General features: G+C 64.8%; 12 protein-coding genes. 7 read left to right on the forward strand and 5 right to left on the reverse strand.

Annotated elements, in window-relative coordinates; all coding sequences use genetic code 11:
* The first annotated feature begins 14 nt into the window (after positions 1–14).
* Both pdxR and PG898_RS10805 read left to right on the forward strand, forming a co-directional pair.
* Positions 15–1,442, forward strand: a complete 1,428-nt coding sequence (gene pdxR, locus PG898_RS10800) for a MocR-like pyridoxine biosynthesis transcription factor PdxR (RefSeq protein ID WP_270824121.1) — start codon at positions 15–17, stop codon at positions 1,440–1,442.
* Positions 1,443–1,699: 257 nt separating this feature from the next.
* Positions 1,700–2,611, forward strand: a complete 912-nt coding sequence (locus PG898_RS10805) for a hypothetical protein (RefSeq protein WP_270824122.1) — start codon at positions 1,700–1,702, stop codon at positions 2,609–2,611.
* Between the two features lie 3 nt (positions 2,612–2,614).
* On the opposite strand, the gene PG898_RS10810 is transcribed toward PG898_RS10805, so the two are convergent.
* A complete protein-coding gene (locus PG898_RS10810) occupies positions 2,615–3,499 on the reverse strand; it encodes a LysR family transcriptional regulator (protein WP_270824123.1) in 885 nt (294 codons plus the stop codon).
* Positions 3,500–3,624: 125 nt separating this feature from the next.
* Between PG898_RS10810 and PG898_RS10815 the strand changes: the two genes are divergently transcribed.
* Positions 3,625–4,026 carry a CidA/LrgA family protein gene (locus PG898_RS10815; RefSeq protein WP_163154671.1) on the forward strand — a complete coding sequence of 134 codons (402 nt, stop codon included), beginning with the start codon at positions 3,625–3,627 and terminating at the stop codon, positions 4,024–4,026.
* Entirely contained in the window at positions 4,019–4,708 is a 690-nt protein-coding gene (locus tag PG898_RS10820; RefSeq protein WP_270824124.1) for an LrgB family protein, read from the forward strand. The genes PG898_RS10815 and PG898_RS10820 overlap by 8 nt, the downstream gene beginning before the upstream one ends.
* Before the next feature lie 67 nt (positions 4,709–4,775).
* On the opposite strand, the gene PG898_RS10825 is transcribed toward PG898_RS10820, so the two are convergent.
* Entirely contained in the window at positions 4,776–7,244 is a 2,469-nt protein-coding gene (locus PG898_RS10825) for a bifunctional aspartate kinase/homoserine dehydrogenase II (RefSeq protein WP_263684609.1), read from the reverse strand.
* Positions 7,244–8,422 (reverse strand): cystathionine gamma-synthase, encoded by a 1,179-nt coding sequence (gene metB, locus PG898_RS10830; RefSeq protein WP_171273202.1) that lies wholly within the window; start codon positions 8,420–8,422, stop codon positions 7,244–7,246. The genes PG898_RS10825 and metB overlap by 1 nt, the downstream gene beginning before the upstream one ends.
* A gap of 223 nt (positions 8,423–8,645) precedes the next feature.
* On the opposite strand from metB, the gene metJ reads away from it, so the two are divergent.
* From metJ to PG898_RS10845, 3 genes are all read left to right on the forward strand, one after another.
* Positions 8,646–8,969 (forward strand): met regulon transcriptional regulator MetJ, encoded by a 324-nt coding sequence (gene metJ / locus PG898_RS10835; protein ID WP_005327165.1) that lies wholly within the window; start codon positions 8,646–8,648, stop codon positions 8,967–8,969.
* 35 nt (positions 8,970–9,004) lie between these two features.
* Entirely contained in the window at positions 9,005–9,751 is a 747-nt protein-coding gene (locus PG898_RS10840) for an AraC family transcriptional regulator (RefSeq protein ID WP_270824150.1), read from the forward strand.
* An 84-nt stretch (positions 9,752–9,835) separates the two neighbouring features.
* The gene (locus PG898_RS10845; RefSeq protein ID WP_005327160.1) at positions 9,836–10,174 is read left to right on the forward strand and encodes a tRNA-binding protein; all 339 of its coding nucleotides are present in this window, start codon (positions 9,836–9,838) and stop codon (positions 10,172–10,174) included.
* Between the two features lie 74 nt (positions 10,175–10,248).
* Here the strand turns inward: PG898_RS10845 and PG898_RS10850 are convergent, their stop codons facing one another.
* A complete protein-coding gene (locus PG898_RS10850) occupies positions 10,249–11,514 on the reverse strand; it encodes an aromatic amino acid transport family protein (protein ID WP_270824125.1) in 1,266 nt (421 codons plus the stop codon).
* Between the two features lie 412 nt (positions 11,515–11,926).
* Positions 11,927–12,739: a 3'(2'),5'-bisphosphate nucleotidase CysQ gene (gene cysQ / locus PG898_RS10855; protein ID WP_106885762.1), complete on the reverse strand. Its 813-nt coding sequence runs from the start codon at positions 12,737–12,739 to the stop codon at positions 11,927–11,929.
* Positions 12,740–12,770 lie beyond the last annotated feature (31 nt).

Genomic DNA, 12,770 nt, shown 5'->3' on the forward strand with positions numbered 1-12,770 from the left:
CGCGGAGGCCAATCATGACAGTCCTGCCAACCCTCTTTGCCGACCAGCAGCAAAACGATCTTCCCCTGCACGAACAGTTGGTGCGCACCCTGCGGGAGGCAATACTGGCGGGTCATCTGCCGCTGCACGGCAGGCTGCCGGCCAGCCGCATGCTGGCCCGGGATCTCGGCATCTCCCGCAGCACTGTGGAGCTGGCCTATGGCCGGCTGGAGGCGGAAGGGTATCTGGTGCGCAAGGTGGGGGCCGGCAGCTTCGTCGCCCTGGCGGCGGTGCGCCCCGCTCCGCGCCCGCCCCAGTCGGCGGCGGGGCTCTCACGCCGTGGTCAGGAGATGGCGCAAGGGGGGGCCTGCCACGAGGTGCCCGAGGTGGGCAACTCCTTTGCCTCCAGCCAGCCGGATCCCCGCCTCTTTCCCCAGGCACTCTGGGGTCGCCTGATGCAGCAGCAGTGGCGTCAGGGGGCCAGCGACTGGATGAATTACGGGGATCCGCAAGGGCTGGCCACGCTGCGCGCCGCCATCAGCAGCTACCTGGTACAGTCGCGGGGCGTGGTGTGCGAGCCGGAGCAGATCCTGATCCTCACCAGCTCCCAGCAGGGCATATTGCTGGCGACCCAGCTGCTCATCGATGCCGGTGACACTGTCTGGGTGGAGGATCCCGGTTATCCCGGGGCCCGCACCGCCATGGAGAGCGCCGGCGCCCGCATCCACCCGGTGCCGGTGGACGAGGAGGGGCTCAATCCCGCCGGCGAACACCCCAGCCCCAGGCTCATCTACTGCACCCCGGCCCACCAGTACCCCCTGGGCGTGCCCATGAGCCTGCCGCGCCGCATGGCACTGCTGGCGGAGGCCGAGCGGCGCGGCGCCTGGATCCTGGAGGACGACTACGACGGGGAGTACCAGTACGATCAGCGGCCGCTCCCCGCCCTGCAGGGGCTGGATGGCCAGGGGCGCGTCCTCTATGTGGGCACCTTCAGCAAGGTGCTGTTTGGTTCCTTGCGCCTCGCCTACCTGGTCTTGCCGCGCCCCCTGATGGAGGCATTCAGCCGGGCTCGCGCCGCCGTCGACGGCCACAGCAACCAGTTGCAGCAGGCGGTCACCGCGGACTTCATCCGCGCCGGCCACTTCGCCACTCACCTGCGCCAGAGCCGCCTCGTTTACCAGAGCCGGCGGGATCTGCTGCTGGCCGAGCTGGCCGAGCACTGCCCAAGGCTCACCCCCGTCCACAGCGGCGCCGGGCTGCAGTGCGCCGTGCTGCTGCCCGTCGGGGGAGAGGCCCGCTGGACTGAGGCGGCCAACGCCCGGGGGTTGGGGCTGCGCCCCCTGCGTCAGTATCACCTCGCCCCGCCCACCCGGGAGGGCTGGTTGCTCGGCTTCGGCTGCCTCGACAACCAGACCCTGCGCCAGCTGTGCCGCCAGCTGGGCGCCCTGATGGAATCGGTCTGAGGTTAGGCCAGAAGAGCCCGGGTCCCATCATCACACTCTGCTGCCTGTTGAGGTCGCAGATAAATGCCGTCTGAGGCCAGGCCCAGAAGTCAGAGGCGTCCGGGCCCCACAATCGCACTGTGTCCCCAGTCGGGTTCGCAGGTAAAAACCGTCTGAGACCAGGCCCAGAGGTCAGAGGAGCCGGGGGCCAATAGCGCTGTGTCGGCAAGGGGCCCCGAACTATAATGGGCACAATCCCGTTGTAGAACCCGGCCAAGATGCATCGACTCCTGCTCCTGCTCCTCACGCTCTCCCTCTCCTCCTCCCCGATGGCGGCCACCCGATTTACCCTGCTCAGCCCGGAAAACGAACAGGATGCCCGCATGGACTACTACCGGGAGGCGATGCGACTGGCGCTGGAGAAGACCCGCCAGCAATATGGCGACTACGAGCTGCACGACTCCCTCAAGATGAACAAGGCGCGGATGCGGCTCGAGGTGCAAAAGCCGGGCAGAAATGCCCTCTTCATCATCGACAACTGGCCCCAGAAGACGCCTCACCACGAGGTCAGCCGGATCCCCTTCCCCATCGATCTCGGCATTCTCGGTTACCGGGTCTGTTTCGTCGGCGCCGACCGTGCTGAGGCGCTGGCCGGGGTCCGCACCCTGGCACAACTGCAGGCGTTCAGTCAGGGAAGTGGCAAGGGGTGGCAGGATGCCGATATCTTGCGCCACAACGGCTTCCAGGTGCAGGAGGTGGACAACTACGAGTCGCTGTTTCGCATGGTGGCCCGTGGCCGGGTCGATCTCTTCTGTCGCGGTGCCAACGAGATACTGGCGGAGTGGGAGGCCCACCACCCCAGGCTGCCGACCCTCACCGTCGATCGCCATGTGATCCTCTTCTATCCCTTGATCCACGCCTTCTACAGCCATGTCACCTACCACAAGGAGCGCGAGCGCATCCAGCTCGGCCTGCGGCTGGCCTGGCAGGACGGTTCTCTCAAACGGCTATGGCGCCAGCACTTCCAACCCTCCCTGGCGTTCACCCAGCTGGCTTCGCGCCAGCTGTTCAGGCTGAGCAACCCCCTGCTGCCCGCCGAGGGGAGCGACTACCGATCCTATCTCTATGATCCGGCCCGGGATGCGTTCGGTATTCCCCCCCACGACAAGACAGGCAAGGTCGGCAAGTAGCGCCTAGCCCCGCGCCCCCTGCTCTCGACACAGGGCGAGCCAGGCCTCGGCAGTGCGGGAGAGGTAGCGTTTCGCGGGCCAGATCACCCCGAGTCGCCAACTCAGCTCCGGCAACAGGGGACGCAACACCAGGCCGTCCGGCGTCAGCCGCCGACAGATGGGCTCGGGCAGGAAGGCAACCCCCATGCCGCTGCGCACCATGGCGGTGAGAAAATCCCACTGACTGCTGCGCGCCGCCACCTGGGGCACGAAGCCCGCCTGCTGACAGGCCTGCTCCAGCCGCTCGCTCAGGGTGAAGGCCTGGGTGTAGAGCAGGAAGGGCTCCTCCTGCAGATCCGCCAACCGGATCTCGCTCTCCCCGCGCCAGCGGGGCAGGTCCGGCAGCACCACCTGTATGGGATAGCAGTCCAGCTCCAGCGCACTCAGTACCCCCTCTTCCCTGGTCGGCAGCATGGTGATGGCGAGATCCAGCTCCCCCTCCAGCACCGCCTGCTCGATGCGGCGCCCGCCGTACTCGACAATCGAGAGCTCCACCCTGGGGTAGCGGCTGCGGTAGGCGCGGATGAGATCCGCATAGACGTGGCCCACCATGGGGGGTATGCCGAGCGCCAGGCGCCCATGCTGCAGGCTCTGCAGATCCGCGAGCTCCGCCTCCAGCTGCTGCATCTGGGCCAGGATCAGCTGGCCACGGGCAAACAGCACCTGGCCGCTGTCGGTCAGGGTGAAGCTGTGTCCCTCCCGATTGAGCAGGGGCTGGCCCAGCTCCTCCTCCATGCTGCGGATCATCTTGCTGATGGTGGGCTGGGTGACGAACAGCTTCTCGGAGGCGCGGGTGAAACTCTTCTCCCGCACCAGTTCGACAAAGTAACGCAGGGCTCGGATATCCATGGGACGCTCGTCTGGGGTGATCGCCAAATAATGCCAATTTGGCATATTTTTCATAATTTAAATTCATTTTTTGCAGGTTTGGCCCCCGCTTATACTGTGACCAGGTTCACAGAAAGACGCCCATCATGAAAGCCTTCTGCCTTCGCTGGTTGCAAACCCCCTTCCAAATCGCCCTGCTGGCGGCCATCTGGCTGCTGGCCGACACCGCGGTACGCACCTTCCACCTACCCCTGCCCGCCAACCTCACCGGCATGCTGTTGCTGCTGGTCTGCATCCTGCTCGGGGTGGTCAAGGCCCAGTGGTTCAGCGCCGGGGCCCGCTGGCTGCTGGCAGAGATGCTGCTGTTCTTCGTCCCCGCCGTGGTGGCCGTGGTCAACTATCAGGATCTGCTTCTGCAGGAGGGGTGGCGCATCATGCTGGTGCTGGTGACAAGCACTGTGCTGGTGCTCGGCACCACGGCCCTGGTGGTGGACAGGGTCTATCGCCTGGAGCTGAAGCTGGCCCGCCGGAGTCGCCGCCATGTCTGACACCCTGCTCGGCCTGCTCTGCTTCGCCCTCACCCTGCTGTTCTACTACGCCAGCAAGTGGCTCTATGGCAAGAAGCGCATCCTGCCCCTGATGCCGCTGCTGCTGGCCCCCGCCCTGCTGGTGGCCGTGGTGGTGCTGTTCCACATCCCCTATCAGGATTACATGGCCGAATCCCACTGGCTGCTCTGGCTGCTGGGCCCGGCCACCGTCGCCTTCGCGGTGCCCGTCTACGAGAACCGCGAGCTGATGCGCCGCCACTGGCTATCCCTGTCGGTGGGGGTGATCGCCTCGGTGGTGATGGCGGTGGGCAGCACAGTGTTGCTGGCCCGCTGGCTGAACCTCTCCGAGCTGCTGCAGCGCAGCATGGCCATGCGATCCATCACCACCCCCTTCGCGGTGGAGGCGACCCGCTCGGTCGGTGGCAATGCCGATCTCACCGCCCTGTTCGTGGTGCTGACCGGGGTGATCGGCATGGCGGTGGGGGAGAGTGTGCTGACGGTACTCGCCATCCGCAGCCGCCTCGGCAAGGGGGCGGGTTTCGGCGCCTCCGCCCACGGCGCGGGTACCGCCAGGGCGTACCAGATGGGCAACGAGGAGGGGGTGGTCTCCAGCATGGTGATGATGATAGCCGGCATGGCAACTGTGCTGCTCGCCCCCCTGCTGGGCAAGCTGTTCTGGTAGCGCATTGCAGCCCCCAACGAGAAGAGGCGCCCAGGGGCGCCTCTTCTTTGTGTCATCCACCAGGCTCTTAGAGGCTGGCGCAGATCTGCCACAAGTCGTACTGAATGGCGGCGGCCGTCACCTCGCGCCCCGCCCCAGGCCCCTGAATGACCAGCGGATTGGTGCGATAGCTGTCGCTCTCGATGGCAAACACGTTGTCGCAGGGCAGGAGGTTGGCGAACGGATGGTGGGGCTCCAGGGTCTCCAGCCCGACGCGGGCCTTGCCGTCGTGCTCGAAGCGGGCGACGTAGCGCAGCACCTTGCCGACCCGGCGTGCCCCCTCGAACGCGGTCTGGATGGGATCATCCAGCTCCTTGAGCCTGTCCATGAACTGATCCGTGCTCACCTTGCGCAGGGAGACCGGCACCAGGTTCTCCAGCTCGATGTCGGCGGAGTCGAGCTCGAAGCCCGCCTCCCGCGCCAGGATGAGCAGCTTGCGGCGCACGTCCTGACCGGAGAGGTCCTCCCGGGGATCCGGCTCGGTCAGACCGTGCTGCCAGGCCTCGTCCACCAGCTCGGAGAAGGGGCGGCTGCCGTCATACTGCTGGAACAGCCAGGAGAGGGTGCCGGAGAAGATGCCGGAGACTCCCTGGATGCGATCCCCGCTCTGGCGCAGCATCTGGATGCTGGACTGGATGGGCAACCCGGCACCCACGGTGGCGTTGTAGCGCCACTGCACCTGATGATCGCGGCAGCTCTGCTTGATGCGCTGGTAGAACTCGCTGTCGGCGGCACCGGCAAACTTGTTGGCCGCAATGATGTGGCAGCCGAGCTGGGCGAAGTCCGGGTAGTAGCGGCTCACCGTCTCGCTGGCGGTCATGTCGAGCGCGATCAGGGAGTCAAAACCGTGCTGCTCCAGCTGGGAGAGCAGCTCCGGCCAGATCAGCGGCTTGGGATTGAAGTTGTCACGCACCTTGAGGGGATCCAGCCCCTCCTCATCCAGCAGGCCTCCCTTGGAGTCGAACACCCCGTAGAGGGTGAGCGCCAGATTGAGCTCGTGCTCGAGCCGCGCCTTCTCCCGGGCGTAGAGGCTGAGCCACTGACCCCCTATGTTGCCCTTGCCGAACACCACCAGACCGACCCGGGTCGGACGGCTGAACAGGGCGCTGTGCAGGGCGATAAGCAGGGGCTCCAGCACCACCTGGCGCAGCACGGCCACCAGGCTCAGGCCGTCTCTGGCCACCTGGACGAACTCCAGCGGCTGATCCGCCAGCAGTTGATAGAAGCGGTGACACTGCTCGGCGTTGTCGGTCACCCCTGCGCCCACCAGGGCCACCAGACTGAACCCTTCCTTCTGGATCAGGCCTGTGAAGCTTCCCTGCAGCTGGAAGTCCCGCAGCACCTCGAAGGCCCCTTGTGCCACCTCCAGGGTATAGGCCAGACGCAGGATCCGACGATCCGGCTGGCGCTGCAGGGTGAGCGGGTGGAGGCGATGGCGGGCCAGATGGGCCTCGATAGCCGCCACCGTCTGCTCATAGCCGGTCTGGGGCAGCACCTTGAGCTCGATGAGGGCAATCTGATCCACCGAGGAGACGATGCGGGCGCCGCCGGAGCGGGGGGCGCGGCGCAGGATATGGGTGCAGCCTTCGTCCGGGTTGTAGCTGCAGCGCAGGGTGAGGCGCTGGCGGCTGTCGGCCACCGGTTGCAGGGTGCGGGAATGGAGCACGGAGGAGCCGAGACGGGCCAGCTCGTTGGCTTCCGCCAGACTCAGGCGCTCCAGCAGACGGGCTTCTTTGACCCGACGCGGGTCGGCGCTGTAGACCCCGGCTACGTCGCTCCAGATGGTGGTGGACTCCCCGTCCGCCAGGGCGGCAAGCAAGCTGGCGCTGTAGTCGGAGCCGTTGCGACCGAGCAGCAATGAGCGCCCCTCCATGTCGGCGGCGATGAAGCCGGTCACCACGATGCGGCCGGGGTGTTCGACCAGACGGGCCTTGAGCAACTCGCTGGAGATGGCGGTGTTGACCTTGACCAGGGCGCCATCCTCGGCGCGCAGGAAGCTGCGGGCGTCGAGCCAGATGGCCTTGTCGCCGCGGCTGGTGAGCAGGGCGGCCAGCAGGCGCGCCGACCACACCTCGCCAAAGGCAAGCAGGCCATTGCGCGCGAAGCGATCGAACTGCCCCTCCAAGGTCTTGGCGATCAGTTGCATGTCGTCGGTCAGCTGCTGGCTCAAGTCGAGCTGCAACTCTCCCTCCAGCAGACCGTCGATCAGGCTCTGCTGATAGGCGTGCAGGGCCGTGATGGCTTCGCCCGCGGCCTCATCACCCGCCTCGGCCAGCTCCACCAGCTGGATCAGCCGGTTGGTGGTCTTGCCAGCGGCGGAGACCACCACCAGTTCCCTGCCCCCGCCCTGCTGCTCGGCCTGTTGTTCGAGAATACTGGCGACCCGGCGATAGCAGACAGGATCCGCCAGGCTGCTGCCGCCAAACTTGTGCACATGACGCCGCTTCAAGGCTCTCTCTGCCGCCACCGCACTCTCTCCTTGCTGTTGCTGTTCCATTACTTCACCTGTTCTGCCTGTTGTGCCAACTGCGCCTGTTCAAAGCCTTGAGCCAGATCGGCCACCAGGTCTTCACCGTGTTCTATGCCCACCGAGAGGCGCAGCAACTGGGCGCTGATGCCCGCCGCCTGCTGCGCCGCCGGTGTCATGGCCCTGTGGGTCATGCTGGCCGGATGGGCCACCAGACTCTCCACCCCACCGAGGGATTCCGCCACCGAGAAGAGACGCAGCGCCGCGAGGAAGGCGCGCAGCCCCGTCTCGTTGCAATCGAGTTCAAAACTTAGCATGGCGCCGAAGCCGGACTGTTGACGGCGCGCAATCTCGTGGCCCGGATGGCTCGGCAAGCTGGGGTGATAGATTTTTTTGACCAGCGGCTGTTGCTGCAAGAAGGCCAGGATCCTGTCCGTGTTCTCCTGATGGGCGCGCAGGCGCGGCGCCAGGGTGCGCAACCCACGCAGGGTGAGGTAGGAGTCGAAGGCCCCCGAGGTGAGCCCCAGACAGTTGGCCCACCACACCAGTGACTCGGCCAGCTCGGCCTCCTTGGCGATCGCCACCCCGCCCACCACGTCGGAGTGGCCGTTGATGTACTTGGTGGTCGAATGCACCACCACATCGGCACCCAGCGAGAGCGGCTGTTGCAGCAGCGGCGATAGGAAGGTGTTGTCCACCACCACCTTGGCACCCACCTCATGGGAGGCGGCGGCGATGGCGGCCACGTCCACCACCCGCAGCAGCGGGTTGGAGGGGGTCTCTACCCACACCAGGGCCGGCTGCTGCGCCAGGGCCTCGGCGAGCGCCGACTCGTCTCCCTGATCGACGAACTGCACCCTGTAGTGGCCCTTGGCCGCCAGATACTCGAACAGGCGCCAGGTACCGCCGTAACAGTCGTGGGGGGCGATCAGCAGATCCCCCGCTTTGAGCAGGGCCGTGGTCACCAGGTGCACGGCTCCCATGCCGGTGCCGGTCACCACGGCGCCAGCGCCCCCTTCCAGCGCAGCCAAAGCGTCCGCCAGATTGGTGCGGGTCGGGTTGCCTGAGCGGGCATAATCGTATTGACGGGGCTCGCCAAAGTCGGCAAAGGTGTAGTTGCTGGAGAGATAGATGGGGGGCACCACGGCACCGTGCTGTGTGTCTGTCTCAATCCCGGTGCGTACCGCCAGGGTGGCCTTGTGGGTCATGTCACTCTCCTTGATGTGTTGCCGGAGCCGGTCCGCCTCGTGGGTCGTCCTGCCCCGCTCTCATTTGCGCTGGCCGGAGTGCCGGCCCATGGTGCATCACACTACGCCACCTTAAAAAAGCCGTCAACACTTCTAGACGTCTAAATGGCTTTGCTGTTGGATTGCCATTGAGATCCTTAAGGGTTAAAATCCGCGCTCACGGCCAAACGAGAACAGGTGGAACATGGGTACAGAGTGGAACGGCGACTACGTCAGCCCCTATGCGGAGCACGGCAAGAAGAGCGAACAGGTCAAGAAGATAACCGTCTCGATCCCGCTCAAGGTGCTGAAGGTGTTGACCGATGAGCGCACCCGTCGCCAGGTGAACAACCTGCGTCATGCGACCAACAGCGAGCTGCTCTGTGAGGCCTTCCTGCACGCATTCACCGGTCAGCCGCTGCCCTGCGACGACGATCTGCGCAAGGACCATCCGGACAGCGTCCCCGCCGAGGCCCGCGCCATCATGGAGGCGCTCGGCAAAGAGATCGAAGATTTCGACGCCGAGTAATCCGGTGGCCCATGGCACATAATCCCCCCTCTTCGATGACGCGGCCCGGTGCCGCGTCATCCTTATCCGCTCCCTGCCCGTTCAGCCTGCGCCGCTACCAGAGCGACATCAGCAGCCACAGCCACGACTTCGCCCAGCTGGTGATCCCCCTGGACGGCCCCCTCGAGATCGAGGTGCAGGGCCAGGGTCGCCGCCTAGCGCCTGGCTTTGCCTGCATCATCGCCCCCGGCCTTCGCCACGATTACGCTGCCGATCCGGCGCTCTCCTTCCTGGTGCAGGAGAGCCACTGGCTGCCCGAGGCCCTTGGCGAGCACCCCTTCATCCCCCTGGATGAGCCCCAGCGCCACTACCTCGCCTTCCTGCATCAGATGGTGCGCCAGGGTCGTCATGTAGCCGGCATGGAGCAGATCTGGCTGGGCCTCCTGGCCCAGGGTCAGGGCATGGGCCCCACCCTGGCCCCCCGCATGACAAGAGTGCAGCGCCACATCGAGGCCCACCTCGCCGAGCCCCTTGGCAACGAGCGGCTGGCCGCCATCGCCTGCCTCGGTCAGAGCCAGTTCAAGCACGCCTTTCGCCAGCAGTTCGGCATGAGCGCCTCCCACTACATTCGCAGTCGGCGCATGGCGCTGGCACGCACCCTGCTCGCCCAGACCGCCCTGCCCATAGGCGAGGTGGCCAGCCGCTGCGGCTATCAGGATCAGGGAGCCTTCGCCGAGCGTTTCCTGGCCGAGACGGGCCTCACCCCCTCCCGCTGGCGCCAGCAAAACGGCCCGCAGCCATAATAGTCCGGCCCCTTGCCGAAGACAGGGGCTGCCATTTCGAGGCATGCTGGGATCAATGCAAGGTGTGTGAAAGGAGGAGCCAAGATGCAGACCATAAGCTGGCAGCAGTTCGAGATGGTGGAGCTGAGAGTGGGCACCCTGGTGCGGGTCGAGCCCTTCCCCGAGGCGCGCAAGCCCGCCTACAAGGTGTGGGCGGATTTCGGCCCCGAGCTCGGGGTGCGCAAGAGCAGCGCCCAGATAACGGATCTCTATCAGCCGGAGGATCTGGTGGGGCGCCAGATAGTTGCCGTGGTGAATTTCCCGGCCAAGCAGATAGGCCCCATCCAGTCGGAGTTTCTGCTGACCGGCTTCTACCGGGCCGATGGCGCCGTGGTGATGGCCATCCCGGAGCAGGCGGTGGAGAACGGCGCCAAGCTGGGCTGAGACACTGTGCCCCATGAATGAGAAGAGGCGACCCCGGGGTCGCCTCTTCTCTATTTTTAGCCAACGCGCCGCTGTTACTTCAGCAGGCTGAAGAGCAGGGCCGACACCGAGAGCGAACCGGTCAGCAGGATAAAGCCGTTGGTCCAGCCGTGACGGAAGCGGGCCAGCGCTTCCACCTTGTAGATGGCCACCACCGGCATGATGAAGAGGATCATGGCGATGACGGGGCCGGAGAGGGTCTCCATCAGGCCGAGGATGCCGGGGTTGATGACAGCCGCCCCCCAGATGGCGAAGAACATCAGGGCGATGCCGAGCCGGTCCGCTTTGGCCAGCGACAGCCCTGTGGGCTTGGCGATCAGGCTTTTCAGGCTCTCCCGGGCGCCGAGGAAGTGGCCGAGGAAGGAGGAGCTGATGGCGATGAAGGCGATGAGCGGCCCCAAGGTCACTATCACAGGGTTGTCTGTGATGTTGGCGAGGTAGGAGAGCACGGAGACGTTCTGGGCCTTGGCCTCGGCCAGCTGGGCCGGAGAGAGGCTCAACACGCAGGAGAAGACGAAGAAGAGCACGAAGCCCACCAGCATGACGGTGGTGTTACGCAGGATCAGGCCGCTCTTTGCTTCAGCCTGCTCGCTATATTCCCGGCGCTGCACGTTGGCAAAGCCGGAGATGGCGGCAGCGTGGCTGAAGGCGAACACTGTGACCGGCAGCGCCAGCCAGACGGTGTTGAGGAAGCTGGCCCCCTCGAACGCGGTCACTTCCGGCCAGTGCCACTGGGGGATCAGATAGCAGGAGAGTGCCGCCAGAATGGCCGCCAACGGGTAGACCATGAAGGCGAAGGCCCGCAGCATCGCCTTCTCCCCCGCCATCATCACGGCGATCATGGCGAACACCAGCAGGCCGGAGAGCATCACCCGGTTCGGGGCATCCATGCCGAGCTGGTTGATCATGAAGCTCTCCACCGTGTTGGTGAGCCCGACCCCGTAGATGAGCAGGATCGGGAAGATGGAGAGGAAGTAGAGCGCCGAGATGAGGCGACCGGCCATCTTGCCGAAGTGCTCCTCGGCCACCTCGGTGAAGTCGGCGTGGGGGCGGGAAGAGGAAAGCACGAAGCGCGCCAGCCCGCGATGGGCCAGGAAGGTCATGGGACCGGCCAGCACGGCGACGATGACGAGGGGCCAGATACCCCCCAGACCCAGGTTGATGGGGAGGAAGAGTATGCCGGCGCCGACCGCGGTACCAAACAGGCTGATGACCCAGTGGGTATCGTGACGACGCCAGCCAGTGCGGGTGATGGATGGGGAACCAGATAGCTCCCGGGTGACCTCTACAGATGAACTCATTGATAAACCACTTATATATAGTATTAAAATCTAAAAATATTGTGCTCCTTTAGCATTTAATTCTCAAAAAACGGCATTGGCAGATCTCACTGGCAAAGCCAGGTTCAGCCAGTGAGATTGGGCGGAATTTCCAGTCCGCCCTGTTCGGTTAAACCTTTAAACAGCAAATTACGCAAAATATAAAACCAAAATATAACCACTGGTCGATTTTTTATTTCGACCAATGCGCAGTTTTCAGAATTACCTGAAAATAGATACCAGCACTTTGAGTTTGATTGTGATGATCCACTACAGCAATCCATTTAAGTAGCGAATACACCTGAATATGCCGCGCCAAGCCAGCGGATCACACCAAGCAATCAGGCGGCCACGAGGCCGCCTGATTGGATGAACTGGCTACATTTCAACCGGATCAGTGAGTCAGGATCTTGCCCCAGGCGAGATCCGGGTCCCCCATCACGATGAAGTCAGGGTTCTCCAGCGACTCCGTTTCGTTGTAGCTGAGCGGCTGCAACGCCAGGCTGAGGATGCGCCCCCCTGCCGCCTCGACGATGCACTGGGCGGCGGCGGTGTCCCACTCGCCGGTGGGGCCGAGCCGCACATAGCAGTCTGCCGCCCCTTCCGCCACCAGGCAGGACTTGAGGGAGCTGGAGCCAAGCGGGATCAGCTCGTAGTTGATGGCCGGGTTGAGGCGGCGGGTGAGGTTCTCCAGCTTCTGGCGGCGGCTGATGGCCACCACCAGGGAGTCCGGCTGGTCGTGCTCGTGGTGCATGGCACTGATGGGATGCACCTCGCCATTTACCTCCTTGAAGGCGCCGTGGCCGCGTACCGCCCAGTAGAGCACATCGGCCTCGGGGGCATAGATGACCCCGAGCACGGGGACATTGTCCCGCACCAGGGCGATCAGGGTGGCGAAATCACCGCTGCCGGCGATGAACTCGCCGGTGCCGTCGAGGGGGTCCACCAGCCAGTATTGCCGCCAGTTGGCACGCTGGCTGAAGGGCACATCGGCCGCCTCTTCAGTCAGCACGGGCACATGGGGGGTGAGCGCCGACAGCGCCTGCTTGAGGTAGGCATCGGCAGCAAGATCGGCACTGGTGACCGGGGTCGCATCCTCCTTCAGCTGACGCTCGAACTGACCGCCGTGATAGATTTCGTGAAGGATCCGTCCCGCTTCGCGGGCTATCTCCTTGACCCCAGGTATCCAGGCCAACAACTCCTGCATCTTGTTATCCTCTGTTTTTATTACCTTTACC

Origin of the sequence: Aeromonas sp. QDB31, from assembly GCF_027707605.1 — a bacterium.
GTDB lineage: Bacteria > Pseudomonadota > Gammaproteobacteria > Enterobacterales > Aeromonadaceae > Aeromonas > Aeromonas media.